This window comes from Streptomyces sp. SUK 48, from assembly GCF_009650765.1.
GTDB lineage: Bacteria > Actinomycetota > Actinomycetes > Streptomycetales > Streptomycetaceae > Streptomyces.
This window is the reverse complement of the sequence record NZ_CP045740.1, coordinates 3,701,855-3,719,354: the sequence shown is the minus strand read 5'-3', so window position 1 is coordinate 3,719,354 and position 17,500 is coordinate 3,701,855. Positions and strand designations below refer to the sequence as shown.

The 17,500-nt window shown below is 72.5% G+C and carries 17 protein-coding genes; 7 read left to right on the top strand and 10 right to left on the bottom strand.

Translation table 11 applies throughout. The annotated features are described in order from the left end of the window. Positions 1-25 precede the first annotated feature (25 nt). On the bottom strand, positions 26-853 hold the full coding sequence (locus GHR20_RS16005) for a DUF4253 domain-containing protein (protein ID WP_153813549.1): 828 nt from the start codon (positions 851-853) through the stop codon (positions 26-28). A gap of 92 nt (positions 854-945) precedes the next feature. Continuing rightward, complete coding sequence (locus tag GHR20_RS16000; protein WP_111587033.1) at positions 946-1,326, bottom strand: VOC family protein; 381 nt, start codon at positions 1,324-1,326, stop codon at positions 946-948. Positions 1,327-1,408: 82 nt separating this feature from the next. Between GHR20_RS16000 and GHR20_RS15995 the strand changes: the two genes are divergently transcribed. Further along, the gene (locus GHR20_RS15995) at positions 1,409-2,416 is read left to right on the top strand and encodes a YafY family protein (protein WP_153813548.1); all 1,008 of its coding nucleotides are present in this window, start codon (positions 1,409-1,411) and stop codon (positions 2,414-2,416) included. Positions 2,417-2,422: 6 nt separating this feature from the next. Here GHR20_RS15995 and argS read toward each other — a convergent pair whose 3' ends face one another. Continuing rightward, complete coding sequence (gene argS / locus GHR20_RS15990; protein WP_153815998.1) at positions 2,423-4,204, bottom strand: arginine--tRNA ligase; 1,782 nt, start codon at positions 4,202-4,204, stop codon at positions 2,423-2,425. Between the two features lie 210 nt (positions 4,205-4,414). On the opposite strand from argS, the gene lysS reads away from it, so the two are divergent. After that, positions 4,415-6,178, top strand: coding sequence for a lysine--tRNA ligase (gene lysS / locus GHR20_RS15985; protein WP_148027488.1), 1,764 nt, complete (start codon positions 4,415-4,417; stop codon positions 6,176-6,178). Between the two features lie 165 nt (positions 6,179-6,343). Here lysS and GHR20_RS15980 read toward each other — a convergent pair whose 3' ends face one another. The 3 genes from GHR20_RS15980 to GHR20_RS15970 all read right to left on the bottom strand — a co-directional run bounded on the left by GHR20_RS15980 (position 6,344) and on the right by GHR20_RS15970 (position 9,709). Further along, positions 6,344-7,762, bottom strand: a complete 1,419-nt coding sequence (locus GHR20_RS15980) for a DUF2637 domain-containing protein (protein ID WP_194858892.1) — start codon at positions 7,760-7,762, stop codon at positions 6,344-6,346. 118 nt (positions 7,763-7,880) lie between these two features. Then, on the bottom strand, positions 7,881-8,732 hold the full coding sequence (locus tag GHR20_RS15975) for a DUF3558 domain-containing protein (protein WP_243878038.1): 852 nt from the start codon (positions 8,730-8,732) through the stop codon (positions 7,881-7,883). 128 nt (positions 8,733-8,860) lie between these two features. Beyond that, entirely contained in the window at positions 8,861-9,709 is an 849-nt protein-coding gene (locus tag GHR20_RS15970) for a DUF3558 domain-containing protein (RefSeq protein ID WP_153813547.1), read from the bottom strand. Positions 9,710-9,950: 241 nt separating this feature from the next. Here GHR20_RS15970 and GHR20_RS15965 point away from each other — a divergent pair, with 241 nt between their 5' ends. The 3 genes from GHR20_RS15965 (at position 9,951) to GHR20_RS15955 (ending at position 11,848) form a co-directional block, all read left to right on the top strand. Further along, positions 9,951-11,144: an RtcB family protein gene (locus GHR20_RS15965; RefSeq protein ID WP_153813546.1), complete on the top strand. Its 1,194-nt coding sequence runs from the start codon at positions 9,951-9,953 to the stop codon at positions 11,142-11,144. 111 nt (positions 11,145-11,255) lie between these two features. Beyond that, the gene (locus GHR20_RS15960; protein WP_146609839.1) at positions 11,256-11,546 is read left to right on the top strand and encodes a hypothetical protein; all 291 of its coding nucleotides are present in this window, start codon (positions 11,256-11,258) and stop codon (positions 11,544-11,546) included. Then, the gene (locus GHR20_RS15955; RefSeq protein ID WP_111587026.1) at positions 11,534-11,848 is read left to right on the top strand and encodes a hypothetical protein; all 315 of its coding nucleotides are present in this window, start codon (positions 11,534-11,536) and stop codon (positions 11,846-11,848) included. Before GHR20_RS15960 ends, GHR20_RS15955 begins: the two co-directional genes overlap by 13 nt. 10 nt (positions 11,849-11,858) lie before the next feature. Here GHR20_RS15955 and GHR20_RS15950 read toward each other — a convergent pair whose 3' ends face one another. From GHR20_RS15950 to GHR20_RS15940, 3 genes are read right to left on the bottom strand one after another with little or no spacing between them, the layout of a single operon-like run. Next, positions 11,859-12,038 (bottom strand): hypothetical protein, encoded by a 180-nt coding sequence (locus tag GHR20_RS15950; RefSeq protein ID WP_111587025.1) that lies wholly within the window; start codon positions 12,036-12,038, stop codon positions 11,859-11,861. After that, positions 12,038-12,814, bottom strand: a complete 777-nt coding sequence (locus tag GHR20_RS15945; protein ID WP_111587024.1) for an SDR family NAD(P)-dependent oxidoreductase — start codon at positions 12,812-12,814, stop codon at positions 12,038-12,040. Before GHR20_RS15945 ends, GHR20_RS15950 begins: the two co-directional genes overlap by 1 nt. A 50-nt stretch (positions 12,815-12,864) precedes the next feature. Then, entirely contained in the window at positions 12,865-13,203 is a 339-nt protein-coding gene (locus GHR20_RS15940; protein WP_148027485.1) for a YnfA family protein, read from the bottom strand. A gap of 284 nt (positions 13,204-13,487) precedes the next feature. On the opposite strand from GHR20_RS15940, the gene GHR20_RS15930 reads away from it, so the two are divergent. Next, on the top strand, positions 13,488-14,204 hold the full coding sequence (locus GHR20_RS15930) for a response regulator transcription factor (RefSeq protein ID WP_111587020.1): 717 nt from the start codon (positions 13,488-13,490) through the stop codon (positions 14,202-14,204). Then, a complete protein-coding gene (locus GHR20_RS15925; RefSeq protein ID WP_153813544.1) occupies positions 14,205-15,617 on the top strand; it encodes a HAMP domain-containing sensor histidine kinase in 1,413 nt (470 codons plus the stop codon). A gap of 57 nt (positions 15,618-15,674) precedes the next feature. Here the strand turns inward: GHR20_RS15925 and GHR20_RS15920 are convergent, their stop codons facing one another. Continuing rightward, entirely contained in the window at positions 15,675-17,489 is a 1,815-nt protein-coding gene (locus GHR20_RS15920) for a phosphatidylglycerol lysyltransferase domain-containing protein (RefSeq protein WP_111587018.1), read from the bottom strand. Between the last annotated feature and the right edge of the window lie 11 nt (positions 17,490-17,500).

Sequence of the window (17,500 nt, the reverse complement as noted above, 5' to 3'; positions counted from 1 at the left end):
GCCGGCGGCCGTCGTCAGCGGCGGGTCAGTCCCACCAGAAGAACCAGGTGGTCTCCCCGATCAGCTCCTTCGCGTAGGCGCGGAGGGTGTCCGCCCCCTGCGTGATGTTGTCCGGGCAGAACGCGAAGTGCTCCGCCGCCACCGCCTCGGCCTCGGCCAGGTCGGCCGGCGGGGCCGCCACGGACAGCAGCAGGGCGTCGAAGCCGAGCGCGACGACCCGTATGCCGAAGCGGTCCTCCCAGGAGCGCAGGACCGCGCACAGCCGCGCCACGTCGTTCTCGTGGTTCAGCGGGCCGCTCCAGCCGATCGCGGCCGGGATGTCGGCGGAGCGGCGGGCTGGGACGAGGGCGAGGTGCGGGGCCGGGAAGACGGACTGGCCCTGGTCGGCGGTCAGTTCGTCGGCGGCGTGCGCGGCGCGGGTGCCCGGGTCGGCGGTGAGCTTCCCGGGCGGGGCGAGTCCGGGCCACTTTGGCCCGAACGGCTCGATGAGTTCAGCGAGTTCGCCGTCCGGCTCGAACTCCTCGTCGTCCTCCCAGTACTCGGCGAGGACCTCCTCCGGATCGTGGTCCCCCGGGTAGGACACGTCGTCCGGCATCAACTCCCAGTTCTCCGGACCGCCTTGGGTGCCGTCGGTCTCCACCAGCACCGGCAGCAGCCCGGCGCGCGCGGCCGGGACGCCGAGGGCGGTCCAGGTACCGGGGCCGGCCGGTTTGTCCGCGACCCAGAGCAGGGGCTCGTGGTGCGGGCCGTTCTCGGTCGTGTCGAGCAGCCTGCCGGGCGGCAGTTGGAGCCCCAGGCTGCGGCCGCTGGGATCGGTGGCCAGCCGGGGCAGCGGGTTGGGAAGAGTCGCCATGAGGGTGACTGTAGGGGGAGGGTCTGACAATGCCTCCCCCGCACGGCGCGGCGCCGGGCCCCGCGAGCCCGGCCCGGTGCGGACGAGAGGCTCTAGGCCAGGGTCGTGATGCAGAACGGGTGTCCTGCCGGGTCGAGGAGTACCGTCCAGCGCTCCTTGCCCGGCTGGAACTCCGGCTTGGTGGCGCCCAGTTCGAGGAGCCGTCGCTCGGCCGCGGCCAGGTCGTCCACGCCCAGCTCGATATGGGCCTGCTTGGCCCGGGCGGGGTCCGGCCAGGTGGGCGGACGGTAGTCGGCGACCCGGGTGAAGCCGAGGCCGGGGGTGCCCTCCGCGCCGACCATGACGAAGTCGTCGGTGGCGAAGAGGGTGCGGTAGCCGAGCAGCTCGCCGTAGAAGCGGCCGAGTCCGGCGGGGTCGGCGCAGTCGAAGGTGACGGCGGCATAGCGGATCGCGGGAGTGTTCTCCGTAGTCATGACAGGGACGCTACGACGTGACCAGGACAGGTACGGTCCTGGTTGTGCCGCCGCCGTACGAGACTTTCCCCGGGACGCCCCTGTGCTAGCCACGTCCGCCCGCCTCCTGGGCCTGCTGAACCTCCTCTCCTCCCGCCCCTCGTGGACCTGCGCCGAACTGGCCCGGTCCCTGAAGGTCACCGACCGCACGGTCCGCCGGGACATCGCCCGCCTGCGCGAACTCGGCTACTCCGTCGACTCCGAGGCGGGCCCCTGGGGCGGCTACCGGCTGCGCGCCGGCTCCCGGGTGCCCCCGCTGATCCTGGACGACGAGGAGGCGCTGGCCGTCGCGGTCGGTCTCGGCGAGGCGGCCCTGAACCGCGCCCTGGGCAGCGACCAGGCCGCGCTCTCGGCCCTCCTGAAGCTCCGCCAGGTGCTGCCCCGCCGTATCGCGCAGCGCCTGGGCGAACTGGACGACGCGCTCGTGCTGCTCCCCGGCGCGCGCGGCTCGGGGGTCAGCCCCGCGCTGCTGCTGGAGCTGGCGGCCGTGTGCCGGCGGGCGGAGCGGGCCCGGCTGGCTTACACGGACGGGGAGGGCCGGGCCACGGTCCGGGACATCGACCCGTACCGGCTGGTCCACACGGGCAGGCTCTGGTACCTGGTGGCGCGGGACGTGGCGCGCGGCCAGTGGCGCACCTTCCGCGCGGACCGGGTCGACCGCGTCCAGCCCACCGGCCGGCCCGCCGACCTCAGCGACCCCCCGGACCCGGCGCACCTGGTCTCCCGCAACATCGCGAACGGCCCCTACCCCCTGTCCGCCACCGTCCGTCTCCCCGTCCCCCTCGACCAGGCCCTCCGCCTGGTCCCCGCGACCGTCGGCACCCACCGCCCGGACGGCCCCGGCGCGACCCTGGTCGACATCGGGGGCGTCGACGCGGACGGCCTGGCGCGCTATCTGCTCGGGCTGGGCACACCGCTGCGGGTGCTGGCACCGGACGAGGTGCGGGAGGCCCTGGTGCGGCGGGCGCGGGAGGTGGCGGAACAGAACGCCGGCGGCTCCGGTGCGGAGGCCGCCGGCGAACCGGTCACCAAGGCCCGCCCGGGGCCTTGACCGGGGTCAGAGCTTCTCGGGGGTCCTGATGCCCAGCAGGGACATGCCCCGGTGCAGGGTGCGGGCCGTGAGGTCGACCAGGAAGAGGCGGTTCTCGACCTGGGCGGGGGTGTCGGCCTTCAGGACCGGGCACTGGTCGTAGAAGGTCGTCAGGTGCGAGGCCAGCTGGTACAGGTAGGCGGCCAGCTTGTGCGGCTCGTAGGAGGCGGCCACGTCCAGGACCGTCTCGGCGAACTGGTCCAGGTGCAGGCCCAGCGCGCGCTCCGCCGGGGCCAGGGCCAGCTCCGGGTGGGCGGCGGGGCGGGCCTCGCCGGCCTTGCGGAGGATGGACTGGACACGGGCGTAGGCGTACTGGAGGTAGACGGACGTGTCGCCGTTCAGCGAGACCATCTGGTCCAGGTCGAACTTGTAGTCCCGCACCGCCGACGTGGACAGGTCGGCGTACTTGACCGCGCCGATGCCCACGTACCGGCCGTTCTCCTCGATCTCCTGCTCGCTCAGGCCCACCTTCTCGGCCTTGTCCCGGACCACGGCCGTCGCCCGGTCGACCGCCTCGTCCAGCAGGTCCTGGAGCTTGACCGTCTCGCCCGCACGCGTCTTGAACGGCTTGCCGTCCTTGCCCAGCACGGTGCCGAAGGCCAGCTGGACGGCGGTCACGTCGTCGTTCAGCCAGCCGGCGCGGCGGGCCGTCTCGAAGACCATGCGGAAGTGCAGGGCCTGGCGGGCGTCCACCACGTACAGCAGGGTGTTCGCCTTGAGGCCGAAGACGCGGTCGCGGATGGCGGACAGGTCGGTGGCCGCGTAGCCGTAACCGCCGTCGGACTTCTGGACGATCAGCGGGACCGGGTTGCCCTCCGGGCCCACGATGTCGTCGAAGAACACGCAGAGCGCGCCCTCGGAGCGGACCGCGACACCGGACTCCTCCAGGAGGCGGCAGGTCTCGGCCAGCATGTCGTTGTACCCGGACTCGCCGACGATGTCGGGGTCGCGGACCTCCATGTCCAGCTTCTCGAAGACGGAGAAGAAGTAGATCTTCGACTCGTCCACGAACTTCTGCCAGATGGCGAGCGTGTGCGGGTCGCCGGCCTGGAGGTCGACCACCCGGCGGCGGGCGCGGGTCTTGAACTCCTCGTCGGAGTCGAAGAACTTGCGCGCGGTCTTGTAGAGGCGGTCCAGGTTGGACATCGCCTCCTCGCCGGAGGCGGCGGTGTCCTCGGCGGACGCCTTGTGGTCCAGCTCGTGGGGGTGCTCGTCCAGGTACTGGATGAGCATGCCGAACTGGGTGCCCCAGTCGCCGATGTGGTGGCGGCGCACCACGGTCTCGCCGGTGAACTCCAGCAGCTGGACGACGGAGTCGCCGATCACCGCGGAGCGCAGGTGGCCGACGTGCATCTCCTTGGCCACGTTCGGCTGGGCGTAGTCGATCACCGTGGTGCCGGGGTGCGCGGCGAACGGCACGCCGAGGCGGCCGGTCTCGTCCGCGTAGCGCGCGGCGAGGTTGCCGGTGATCGCCCGGTCGGCGACGGTGATGTTGAGGAAGCCGGGTCCGGAGACCTCGACGTCCTGGATGACCGCACCGGTGGTCACCCGGGAGACGACCTCGGTGGCCAGCTCCCGCGGGTTCGCCTTCGCCTTCTTGGCGAGGGCCAGGATCCCGTTGGCCTGGTAGTCGGCCCGGTCGCTTCGTCGCAGCAGCGGGTCCGCGCCGGCGGCCTCCGGCAGGGTGGCCGAGAGGGCGGACGCGAGCTGCTGCTGGACGGAGTCGCTGAGGGACGTGACCGAGGCCATAGGTGAGGTGCCGTTCTCCTCGTGGGGATGGATCGTCACGCCCAGTATCCCATGGGGGTCCAAGCGAATTTTCCGGTCCGCCGGTGAACGCGCGTCCGGTCAAGCGCGTCCCACGCGTTGAAAAGGCGTTTTCATGGATGTGCTCCCGACTGGGACAATGGAGCGGTCAGCCGTACGACCGTCACGGCTGCCCGATGGAGAAAGAAGGACGTGCCGATCGTGGCTCAGAGCACCGAGACCACCGACTGGGTCTCCCGTTTCGCGGATGAGGTCATCGAGGAGTCGGAGCGCCGGGCCCCGGGCAAAGCGACATCACTCGCTACCGCTCCGGTGGTCGTCGTCGCGTCCGGCCTCTCCCCGTCGGGCCCCATCCACCTGGGCAACCTGCGCGAGGTCATGACCCCGCACCTGGTCGCCGACGAGATCCGCCGCCGCGGTCACCAGGTCCGGCACCTGATCTCCTGGGACGACTACGACCGCTACCGCAAGGTCCCCGCGGGCATCGCGGGCGTCGACGAGTCCTGGGCCGAGCACATCGGCAAGCCGCTGACCTCGGTGCCGGCCCCGAAGGGCTCGGCGTTCCCGAACTGGGCGGAGCACTTCAAGGCCGCGATGGTCGAGTCGCTGGCCGAGATGGGCGTCGAGTTCGACGGCATCAGCCAGACCGCGCAGTACACCTCGGGCGTCTACCGCGAGCAGATCCTGCACGCCATGAAGCACCGCGGCGACATCGACGCGATTCTCGAGCAGTACCGCACCAAGCCCAAGGCCAAGAAGCAGCAGCAGAAGGCCGTGGACGAGGCCGAGCTGGAGGCCGAGGAGGGCTCCGGCGCGGCGGCCGAGGACGACGGCTCCGCGGGCGGCGCCGGCTACTTCCCGTACAAGCCGTACTGCGGCGACTGCGGCAAGGACCTGACGACGGTCACCTCCTACGACGACGACACCACCGAGCTGTCGTACGTCTGCACCGCGTGCTCCTTCACCGAGACCGTCCGGCTGAGCGAGTTCAACCGCGGCAAGCTGGTCTGGAAGGTCGACTGGCCGATGCGCTGGGCCTACGAGGGCGTGATCTTCGAGCCGAGCGGTGTCGACCACTCCTCGCCGGGGTCGTCCTTCCAGGTGGGCGGCCAGATCGTCGGCATCTTCGGCGGCGAGCAGCCCATCGGCCCGATGTACGCGTTCGTCGGCATCTCCGGCATGGCCAAGATGTCGTCCTCGCGCGGTGGCGTGCCCACCCCGGGCGACGCGCTGAAGATCATGGAGCCGCAGCTGCTGCGCTGGCTGTACGCCCGCCGCCGGCCCAACCAGTCCTTCAAGATCGCCTTCGACCAGGAGATCCAGCGGCTCTACGACGAGTGGGACAAGCTCGCCGCCAAGGTCGCCGATGGTTCGGCGCTGCCGGGTGACGTGGCCGCGTACACCCGCGCGGTCGGCACGGCCGCCGCCGAGCTGCCGAGGACGCCGCGCCCGCTGCCGTACCGCACGCTCGCGTCCGTCGCCGACATCACGGCCGGGCACGAGGACCAGGCGCTGCGCATCCTCTCCGAGCTGGACCCTGACAGCCCGCTGTCCTCGCTCGCGGAGGCGCGGCCGCGCTACGACAAGGCCGAGGCGTGGATCAACACGCACGTGCCCGCCGACCAGCGGACCATCGTGCGCGAGGAGCCGGACGCCGAACTGCTGAAGTCGCTGGACGAGGCGTCCCAGCGCTCGCTGCGGCTGCTGCTCGACGGCCTCGCCGAGCACTGGTCGCTGGACGGCCTGACGCACCTCGTCTACGGCGTGCCGAAGGTGCAGGCCGGGTTCTCGGCGGACGCGACGCCCAAGGAGCTGCCGCCGGAGATCAAGACCGCCCAGCGGACGTTCTTCGCGCTGCTGTACCAGCTGCTGGTGGGCCGCGACACCGGTCCCCGGCTGCCCACGCTGCTGCTCGCCGTCGGGCAGGAGCGGGTGCGGGCGCTGCTCGGGCAGTGACGTAGGCACACCCGAGGCACACAGGAAAGGGGCCCTCCGGCGGGAGGGCCCCTTTTCCGTTGCCGGCGCGCGGGTCGGGCGAGGGCCGTGCGGGACGCGGACCAGGACGGTGCCGGCCGCCTGGCGGGGCCGCGTGGGCCGCTCCGGGGAACGGCCCGCACGGCGTCAGGCGATGTGGTCCTCCTCCAGCTCCGCCGAGTGGCGCTGCTGGAGGCGGGCGGCGAGGGACTTCAGTTCGGCGGGGCTGAGCTGGGTGCCGTACGTCGCCTGGATGTTCTCGCCCAGGATGTGGGGCGTCGGGTAACTGCCGTCTATCGACTGCCGGAACACCTGGTAGAAGGCGTCGTCGTCCGGTTCGGCGGGAGTGGGGGCGGGGGCGGGGGTGCCGCCGCCCTCGCCCAGTTCGCGGGTGCGGTGGGGTCCGGCCGGGATCGGGAAGCTACCGGTCTCCTCGGGGGCGGGCTGCTGGAACCGCTCCGGCGGCTGGCCCTCGTACCAGTCCTCGTACTGCTCCTCCGGGTCGTACTGGGGGTCCGGGGGCGGCTCGAAGGAGGGGTCGTACCCGCCGTGGTACTCGACCTCCCGCGGCGACTGGAACCAGGGGCTCTGCTCGTCCTGCGGGGGGACCTGGGGCTGCTGGGCGGGCTGGGGCGCGGGCGCGGATGCCTGTACGGCGGCCGGGGCGCCCGGGGCCGCGGCGGGCGCGGGAGCCGGAGCGGGGGCCGGGCCCGCGGGGGCCTGGGCGGCCGGGTTCGCGGCGGCGGCCGGGTCCGGGGCGGTGGCCGCGACCGGAGTGGTGGCGTCGGCCGGGCCCGTGGCGGTGGCCGGCGCGGTGCGCGCGTCCGTCGCCGGCATCGCGCCCGTCGTCGCCGCCGCTCCCGCGGTCAGTTCCGGCGTCGGAGCCGGCGGCAGCAGCACCGGCTCGATGCCCGCCGCCAGCAGGCCCGAGGGGGCCGTCTGCGCGAGCGGGACGCCGTAGCGCGCCAGGCGCAGCGGCATCAGGGACTCCACCGGGGCCTTGCGGCGCCAGAAGCGGCCGAAGCGGGAGTGCAGCCGGGCCTGGTAGACGAGGCGCTCCTGCTCCAGCTTGATGACCTGCTCGTAGGAACGCAGCTCCCACAGCTTCATCCGGCGCCACAGCAGGAACGTGGGCAGCGGGGAGAGCAGCCAGCGGGTGAGCCGGACGCCCTCCATGTGCTTGTCGGCCGTGATGTCCGCGATCCGGCCGACGGCGTGCCGGGCCGCCTCGACGGCGACGACGAACAGGATCGGGATCACCGCGTGCATGCCGACGCCGAGCGGGTCGGGCCAGGCGGTCGCGCCGTTGAAGGCGATCGTCGCCGCCGTCAGCAGCCAGGCGGTCTGGCGCAGCAGCGGGAAGGGGATGCGGATCCAGGTCAGCAGCAGGTCCAGGGCCAGCAGGACGCAGATGCCCGCGTCGATGCCGACCGGGAACACATAGGCGAAGTTCCCGAAGCCCTTCTTCAGGGCCAGTTCGCGGACGGCCGCGTAGGAACCGGCGAAGCCGATCCCCGCGATGACCAGGGCGCCGCCCACGACCACGCCGATGAGTATCCGGTGCATCCGAGTCAGCTGCGGTGGCGCGGCCACTCGTACTCCCCTCCCGTTGCCTGTTGTTGCGCGCAACAGGGTGGCACACACGTGCGGCGCACGTGGTGCCGGTAGGCGTAAGCCCGTTCGGTCAGCTCTTCTTGGAGCTCGCGGAGGGCGAGGCGCTCCCGGAGGGCTTCGTGGACGGGTCGGCGGACGAACTCCCGGACCCACCACCGCTGTTGGCCGAGGAGACCGAGTCCACGGTCTCCTTGAGGGCCTTCTGCGCGGACTTGGCGAGGTCGTCGGGGTCGGGGGTCTTGTCGCCCGCGAGACCCGCGCCGTTGAAGTCGAGGGTGACGACGACGTTCTCGACCCGCGCCACGAGGGTCTCCTGCTTGAAGAGGCCCTCCTTCTTGCTCAGGTCGTAGCGCACGGACGTCGCCTCGTCGCCGGTGCCGGACACCGCGGAAACCTTGGCGTTCTTGGCGCCGCTCACCGACTGGGCGTCCTTGACCTGGTTGGTGAAGTACGTGTGCGCCTGGGCGTCGGCCGAGCCGCGGGCGGCGTCGGAGTCGAAGCGCAGCAGGGAGACGTTCAGCCAGCGGAACTGGGAGCCCTTGACGCCGTTGTTGCTCAGGCTGCTCCAGGAGCAGGAGGCGCGGGAGGACGGCTCGTCCGAACCGCCCTTCTTGCCCGAGGTGTCGGCCTTGGGAACCATGTCGCCCAGCGTCTTGGAGGACAGGGCCTTGCACGCGTTCGGCAGCGTCTTGTACGCCCCCGGCGCCGCCGTCGGGGACGAACTGGCGGACGGCGACGTGCTGTCGCTCGCCGATTTGGAGGCGCTCGCGCCGTCGCTCTTGGGCTTGGAATCGCCGGAGTCCGAGGAGCAGGCCGCGGTGATCAGTACCGCGGGGACCGCTGCCGCGCAGACAAGGGCACGGCGCAGACGCACCTTTCGCTGTTCCAGCCGGTCACGGTCGTCTCGCTTGGCTCGCTGCATGGTTCCTTCACTCATGACGCTCGGTGTGCGTGCGGGTTCCTGCGGGGCCCCACCGTACGCGGTGAAAAAGCTGTGCGGTTTCCGTTCGAGATCTTTGCGGGCGGGGGCGCGAGGGGCCGGGAAGTGGATCAGCTGCCCAGCGCGTCGTCCAGCTTGGCGGCCAGATTCCGGGCCCTGTCCTGCATTTCCTTGCTGTCGGGCGCGGCGCCCGCGGCCATCGGCTGCTCCTCGTACTGGATGGTGACGACGACATTGGACGTGCGGAACACCACAGTCACCGTCCGCTGTGCGGCCGTCGAGCCGGAGGCGCCGAGCTTGTCGTCCAGATACGCCTCGTCACCGAGGTCGGAGAGGGTGCGCGGCTGGAGTTCGGGGCCCGCCGCGCCCGGGGGGGAGTCCGAGCCGGAGGGGGAGTCCGCGCCGGAGGGGGCGGAGGTGCCGGATGGGGAGCCGCTGGGCGAGGGGGAGCCGGAGGGGGAGGCGCCGGGGCTCTCGCTCCGTGTGCCCGCCGACGGGGTGTCGCTCGCCACGGGGAGGTCGGCGGCCGTCTCCTTCTGCTCGAACAGCTCGCGCGCCTGGTCGTCGTCGCTGACCGTGTTGTCGTACGAGACCACGCGCTCCATGTCGACCGAGAGGCGGTCGGTGGAGTCGGCGGAGGGGACCTTCCAGCGGCAGCCGACCTTGCGGTCGGTGTCGTAGGTCAGCTCGGCCTCGCCCTGGTACGCCTTGTCCCGCTGGTCGGGGTCGGCGATCTGCCTGATCCCGGGCAGCAGCGCGTCGAGGGTGCCGTGGCCGACCGCGCCGCAGGGCTCGGGGAGGGTGCTGTAGCGGCCGGGCTGGGCCGCGGCCGCGGCGGTGCCGGCGTCGCCGGGGTTGGCGTCGTCCGCCGCGCCGCCGCCGCCCGAGCCGCCGGAGCAGCCCGCGAGCAGCGCCGCGAGCAGGGCGGCGGTGCCGGTTACGTACGCCTTCCGCTGCACGGGCGGGCTCCTTTCGACGGCTGCGCTCCGATGGATGCGCGCGATGGTCGCCTCAGTGTCCCCGCTGGTTATTCGCTTGCTGCGGCGGGGGCTGGCCTGGAGACAATGTGTATCGCACGCGCCGCCGTGGATGCCGGTCCGCGGTCCTCTTTCGACGCGCTTGGCGCTGCTTTTCCTTTTTGATGCTTTTAAGCATTTTGTTGTCGTTTTCTGTTGCCGAGTCCGGGGGGACGAGGAAGTCATGTCGTACGTGGAGATGCCGGGCGCGCGGATACCGATCCGGATGTGGGCCGACCCGGCGACGGTCGAGGACGGCGCCCTGCGCCAGCTCCAGAACGTCGCCACGCTGCCGTGGATCGAGGGCCTCGCCGTGATGCCGGACGTGCACTACGGCAAGGGGGCCACGGTCGGCTCGGTGATCGCGATGCGCGGCGCGGTGTGCCCGGCCGCGGTCGGGGTGGACATCGGCTGCGGGATGTCCGCGGTGAAGACCTCGCTGACCGCGGACGATCTGCCGGGCGACCTGTCCCGGCTGCGCTCGAAGATCGAGCAGGCGATCCCGGTGGGCCGCGGCATGCACGACGACCCGGTCGGGCCGGGCGGCTTCCACGGCCTTATGACCAGCGGCTGGGACGAGTTCTGGGGGCGGTTCGACGGGGTCGCGGAGGCGGTCCGCTTCCGGCGGGAGCGCGCCACCCGGCAGATGGGCACGCTCGGCAGCGGCAACCACTTCGTGGAGGTCTGCACCGACACCGCCGGCGCGGTCTGGCTGATGCTCCACTCCGGTTCCCGCAACATCGGCAAGGAGCTGGCCGAGCACCACATCGGCGTGGCCCGCGGGCTCCCGCACAACCAGGACCTCGTCGACCGCGACCTCGCCGTCTTCGTCGCGGACACCCCGCAGATGGCGGCGTACCGCAACGACCTGTTCTGGGCGCAGGAGTACGCCAAGTACAACCGCACCCTGATGATGGCGCTCCTGAAGGACGTGGTCCGCAAGGAGTTCAAGAAGGCCAAGCCGATGTTCGAGCCGGAGATCTCCTGCCACCACAACTATGTGGCCCAGGAGCGGTACGACGGGGTGGACCTGCTGGTCACCCGCAAGGGCGCGATCCGGGCCGGCTCCGGCGACCTCGGCATCATCCCGGGCTCCATGGGCACGGGCTCGTACATCGTGCGGGGCCTGGGCAACGCCGGCTCCTTCAACTCCGCCTCGCACGGCGCGGGCCGGCGCATGAGCCGCAACGCGGCCAAGCGGCGCTTCACCGCGAAGGACCTGGAGGAGCAGACGCGGGGCGTGGAGTGCCGCAAGGACTCCGGGGTGGTGGACGAGATCCCGGGCGCCTACAAGTCCATCGACCAGGTCATCGACCAGCAGCGGGACCTGGTGGAGGTCGTCGCGAAGCTGAAGCAGGTCGTCTGCGTGAAGGGCTGAGGCCCCGCGGCCGCCGGGGGCCGGAACCATACCGGCCCCTCCGCTGTCCTCAGGGTGCGGGCACCAACCGTGCAGCAGCGTCGTGGGGAACTCTCTGGGGAGGGACGGCCGATGAACCGAGTGCGCAGAGGCGGGGCGATCCGGGCCGCGGGTCTGGTGGTGATCGTGGCGGGCCTGCTGGTGGGCTGCTCGCAGAAGTACGACGACGAGCGCGGCAAGGGCGACGCGCCCGTGCGGGGGCGGGCGGGGGACAACACGCCCGCCGAGGTCTACAACATGCCCGACGGCTTCGGGAACCTCGCCACCAAGTGCGTGGGACACGGGTTTCGCGCGTATGTGACGACCAACGCCGGCGCGCCGTCGAACGTGCAGATCGTGGAGGACAAGGCATGCGCCGGCTGAGCGCGCCGCTCGCCGTCGCGGGGGTCTGCGCGGCGCTGCTGCTCAGCGGCTGCTCCCGGCAGCACTACGAGGAGCGCGGCAAGGCGGACGCCCCGGTGGCGGGCCGCGCCGGGGAGGACTCGCCCGCCGAGGTCTACAACTTCCCCGACGGGTTCGGGAACCTCGCCACCAAGTGCGTCGGTGCGGGCAAGCGGGCCTACGCCACCACGAAGTCCGTCCGGCAGAAGGACGACGACGATGTGGAGATCCTCCCGGCGCACGCGGTGATCGTGGACGACCCGGCCTGCCGGGCGGCCCGCTGACCCGGTGCGGCTACTGGCCGTGCCGCACGGCGTAGATCATGACGAACGCCACCAGGTGGATGCCGAAGAGGAAGTAGGCGAGGAAGTACCAGACCTTGCGCTCGTCCCGCTTCTCCTGGGCGAGGCGGCGCCTGTCGAACTCCTCGCCGGGGGTGAGCGGGGCGGGCGTCCCGGCGGCGTCCTCGGCCATCACAGCTCCCGGTGGATCTTCGCGTTGGACGCCTGGGCGCGCGGGCGGACGACCAGGAGGTCGATGTTGACGTGGCTGGGCCGGGTCACCGCCCAGGTGATCGTCTCCGCCACGTCGTCCGCGGTCAGCGGCTCGGCCACGCCCGCGTAGACCTTCGCGGCCTTCTCCGCGTCACCGCCGAAGCGGGTCAGCGCGAACTCCTCGGTCCTGACCATGCCGGGCGCGATCTCCACGACGCGCACCGGGCTGCCGACGATCTCCAGGCGCAGGGTCTCGGCGAGCACATGGGCGCCGTGCTTGGCGGCGACGTAGCCCGCGCCGCCCTCGTACGTGGCGTGTGCGGCGGTGGAGGAGACGACGACCACGACGCCGTCGCCGCTCGCCTCCAGCTTGGGCAGCAGGGCCTGGGTGAGGTTCAGGGTGCCGATGACGTTCGTCTCGTACATCGTGCGCCAGTCGGCCGGGTCGCCGGTGGCCACCGGGTCGGCGCCGAGCGCGCCGCCCGCGTTGTTCACCAGGACGCCGATGGTCTGGAAGGCCGTCGCGAACTCGTCCACGGCGGCGCGGTCCGTCACGTCCAGCGGGTACGCCGTCGCCGCGTGACCGGCCGCGTTGATCTCCTCGGCCAGGGCCTCGATACGGTCCTTGCGGCGGGCGGTGAGCACCACGCGGTAGCCGGCGGCGGCGAGCTGCCGGGCCGTCGAGGCGCCGATGCCGCTGCTCGCACCGGTGACGACGGCGATGCGGGAGGCGGCGGACGGGGCGGACGTGGCCATGGACTGCTCCTCGGGTGTGTCGGACGGCTCCGTCCCAATGTAGGCGAGGCTCAGCCGCCGTTCCTCGGGGCCCACATGATCAGCGCCATGCCGCCGAGGCAGACGAGCGCCCCGGCGATGTCCCAGCGGTCCGGCCGGTAACCGTCCGCGACCACGCCCCACAGGATCGACCCGGCCACGAAGATCCCGCCGTACGCCGCGAGGATGCGCCCGAAGTGCGCGTCCGGCTGGAAGGTCGCGACGAACCCGTACGCCCCGAGCGCGATCACCCCGCCGGCCGCCCACAGCCACCCCCGGTGCTCCCGCACCCCCTGCCAGACCAGCCAGGCCCCGCCGATCTCGAAGAGCGCGGCGACGACGAAGAGGGCGGCGGAACGGAGGATCGTCATGGCCGCAGCTTGGCATGCCGGGGCCCCGGCATATCCCGGCCCGGGAACCGGCCGCGCTGCTGCCGAGGACGGAGCGGCGGGAGGAGGCGGGTGTCGTCCCCTTCGCCGACCGACTGGCGGCGCTGGGCCGACCGGACCCCCACCCCGTTCGGTGAGAAGACGGTAGGCGACCGGCGCCGGTTGCCCGTGTGACGGTGAGAGCGCGGTAAAAAGGGTGATCGTAGCCCCGGCCTCCCCCGCCGAACCCCCGGCGGCCTTGGCAGACTGGTTCCGTGCCCCAGACTGTGCTGCTCGCCGAAGACGACCGTGCCATCCGCCACGCCCTCGAACGTGCCCTGACCCTGGAGGGGTATGAGGTGACGGCGGTGGCCGACGGCGTCGAGGCGCTCGCACAGGCCCACAAGACGCCGCCGGACGTCCTGCTGCTCGACGTGATGATGCCGGGCATCGACGGCCTCCAGGTCTGCCGCGTGCTGCGCGCCGAGGGCGACCGCACCCCGATCCTCATGCTCACCGCCCTCGTGGAGACCGCCGACCGGATCGCGGGCCTGGACGCCGGCGCCGACGACTACGTGGTCAAGCCCTTCGACGTCGAGGAGGTCTTCGCCCGGCTGCGCGCCCTGCTGCGCCGCACCAGCCCGGTCCCCGCGGGCCCGGCCGGCGGCGACGGCGGCGGCCGGGGCGAGCCCCAGCTCTCCGACCGGCAGGTCGAGGCCGCCGGCATCCGCATGGACCTCCAGGCCCGCCGGGCCTGGCGCGGCAAGCGGGAGCTGGAGCTGACCCGCACCGAGTTCGAGCTGCTCGAACTGCTGGTGCGCAACGCCGGGATCGTCCTCGACCACTCCACGATCTACGACCGCATCTGGGGCTACGACTTCGGCCCCGGCTCCAAGAACCTCGCCGTCTACGTCGGCTACCTGCGCCGCAAGCTGGACGAGCCCGGCTCCCCGCAGCTGATCCACACGGTGCGGGGCGTGGGTTACGTGCTGCGGGAGGACTGAGTGGGCCGCCTGCGCCGGATGCTCGCTCGGCGCCGGCCCAAGCTGGTCTCGCTGCGCACCACCTTCGCCATCTCCTTCGCCGCCGTCACCGCGGCCGTGGCGATCCTCGTCGGCATCGTGTCGTACGGCTCCGCGGCCCGGCTGGTCCGCGTCGACCAGCAGTCGGTGTTCAGCCAGGTCGTGCAGGACGTACGGGACGAGGTGCGGCAGCACCGGATGGGGCCGGAGGACTTCTCCTCCTCCCGGCCCGGACACGATCTGGTGCGGCCCGCCCGTACCGATGTGCAGGTGCTCGGCGCGCAGGGCCAGATCGTCGACCACGGCGACCCGTCGCTGCCCGTCACCTCCCACGACAGGTCGATGGCGCTCGCGCGCACGGCCGGGAAGGCGGTCGAGCACAAGGACGTCCAGGTCGGCGACGACCTCTACCGCATCGCCACCGTCTCGCTCGGCGACGGGCGGGGCGCGGTGCAGGTGGCGCAGGAGTTCAGCGACACCGAGGACCTGCTGCGCACGCTCCAGCAGCGGACGCTGATCCTGATGGCGGCCGTGGTGGTCGCGGCCGGGCTGTTCGGCTGGTGGCTGGCCCGCCGGATCACCCGGCGCCTGGTGGTGCTCACCAACGCCGCCGAGGACGTCGCCCGCACCCGGCGCCTCGGCATCGAGGTCCCGGTGGCCGGGCTCGACGAGGTGGGGCGGCTCGGGCGGGCCTTCGACCGGATGCTCGGGCGGCTCGCGCAGTCGGAGGAGGACCAGCGGCGGCTGGTCCAGGACGCGGGCCATGAGCTGCGGACGCCGCTCACCTCGCTGCGCACCAACATCTCCCTGCTGCGCCGCATCGACGAGCTGCCCCCGGCCACCCGGGACGACCTGGTCGCCGACCTCACCCAGGAGGCGCGCGAACTCACCGACCTGGTGAACGAGTTGGTCGACCTCGCCGCCGGCCAGTCCGACACCGAGCCGCCGCAGCGGGTGGATCTCGCCGACATCGCGGAGGACGTGGTGGGGCTGGCGTCGCGGCGTACCGGACGGCAGATCGTGCTGCGCGTGAGCGGCGACACGACGACCGACGGGCGGCCGGGGATGCTCCAGCGGGCCATGTCCAACCTGGTCGAGAACGCGGCCAAGTTCGACCGCGCGGGCCGGGCGCCGATCGAGGTCCACGTCATGGGCCCGGCCCGGCCGGGAACCGTGCGCGTCGAGGTCCTGGACCGGGGGCCCGGGATCGCGGAGGGCGACCTGATCCGCATCTTCGACCGCTTCTACCGGGCCGCCGACGCGCGGTCCCTGCCGGGGTCGGGGCTCGGCCTGTCCATCGTCCGGGAGGTGGCGATGGCGCACGGGGGCGCGCCGTTCGCGTACCGCCGGGAGGGCGGGGGCGCGGTGATCGGGTTCACGGTGGGCGGGGGCTAGAACCGGGTCGGGGCCGGTCGGGGCCGTCGGGCCCCGGCCGGCCGCCGTGCCTCGGTGCTACGACCGCTCCCCGATCACCGGCAGGGTGAGGAACCCCTCCGCCCGCGCGCTCGCCAGGCCGATCCGCGGGATGTCGCTGGACTTGGCGAAGAGCAGGAAGCGGGGCTCCCACACCGGGCGGTACTTGGCGTTCGCGCGGTACAGGGACTCGATCTGCCACCAGCGGGAGAAGAAGGTGAGGACCGAGCGCCACAGCCGCAGCACCGGGCCCGCGCCGAGCCGGGCACCGCGCTCGAAGACCGAGCGGAACATGGCGAAGTTCAGCGAGACCCGCTGGACGCCCAGGTCGCCCGCGCGCAGCAGGAGTTCGACGACCATGTACTCCATCAGGCCGTTCTCGCAGTCGCGGTCGCGGCGCATCAGGTCCAGGGAGAGGCCGTGCTCGCCCCAGGGCACGAAGCTGAGCAGGGCGCGCGGCTGGTCGTCGCCGTCGCGGCACTCCAGCATCACGCAGCGGCCGTCCCCCGGGTCGCCGAGGCGGCCCAGGGCCATGGAGAAGCCGCGCTCGGTGGCGCCGTCGCGCCAGTGGTCGGCGCGGTCGATGAGGTGGGTCATCTCCTCGGCCGGGATGTCCTCGTGGCGCCGGATGCGCACGGTGTAACCGGCCCGCTTGACCCGGTTGTGGGCCTGGCGGACCACCCGCATCGGGCGTCCTTCGAGGGTGAAGTCGGCGATGTCCACGATCGCCTCGTCACCGAGTTCGAGGGCGTCCAGGCCGTGCCGCGCGTAGACGGTGCCGGCCTCCTCGCTCGCGCCCATGACCGCGGGGACCCAGGCGTGCCGGCGGGCCTCGGCGAGCCAGGCGTCGATGGCGCCGGGCCATGCCTCGGGGTCGCCGATCGGGTCGCCGGAGGCGAGGGAGACGGCGCCGACCACGCGATAGGTGATCGCGGCCTTGCCGCTGGGGGAGAACACGGCGGCCTTGTCGCGGCGCAGCGCGAAGTAGCCGAGGGAGTCGCGGGCGCCGTGCTTGTCGAGCAGGGCGCGCAGCCGCTCCTCGTCGGCGGCGGTGAGCAGCTGCTTGCCGCGCGGGGAGCGGAAGCAGGCGTACAGGACGAGGCAGAAGGCCGCCGCGAGCAGGACGTTGACCGTGATGTCGGTCCAACGGGGCGCGTGCACGTGGTCGATGCGGTCGGCGAACATGCCGACGCTGATGCCGCGCAGGTACGTGTAGACGATCTCGTCGGTGAGACCGGCGCCGGGCAGCTTGTTGGTGGCGTGCACCAGCAGGGTGCCGAGGCCGCCGGTGGCCAGCAGTCCGCCCGCGCCGACGGCCAGCGCCAGCTTCGGGTTGGAGGGGTCGCCGACCGCGTTGAACTCGCGCCTGCCGATCAGCAGGGCGGCCACGAACAGGCCGGTCAGACCGGCGGAGACCCAGTTGAAGACGTGGTCGGCGTACCGGTCCTGGGTGATGAGCCCGACGACGTACACCGCGAACAGCGGCCCGGCGAGCGCGATGTTGGTCAGCCAGGCGGCGCGCTTGCGGCGCCGCATCACCAGCATCAGGAAGATCGCGAGGGCGGCCGAGACCAGGCCGCCGGTGGCCAGGTACGGCGTGAAGAACGCGCCGACGTGATGCGGGTGCTCATGGTTGAAGAGCTTGCTGGTGTTGTGCTCGTGGACCTCCTGCCGGAACGGCAGGGAGAGGACCGCGAGGACGTTGAGCACGGCGATCAGCCGCAGGTACCACACCGTGGCGGAGGCGGCGGCGGCGCGCAGCCGGGGGCCGGGCGTGAGCGGCGGGAACTCGCGGCGCGGGGCACGCTCGGCGGGGGCGTGCGCGGAGGGGACGGTCGACTGCGGAGCGGGCATGGTGACTGGTC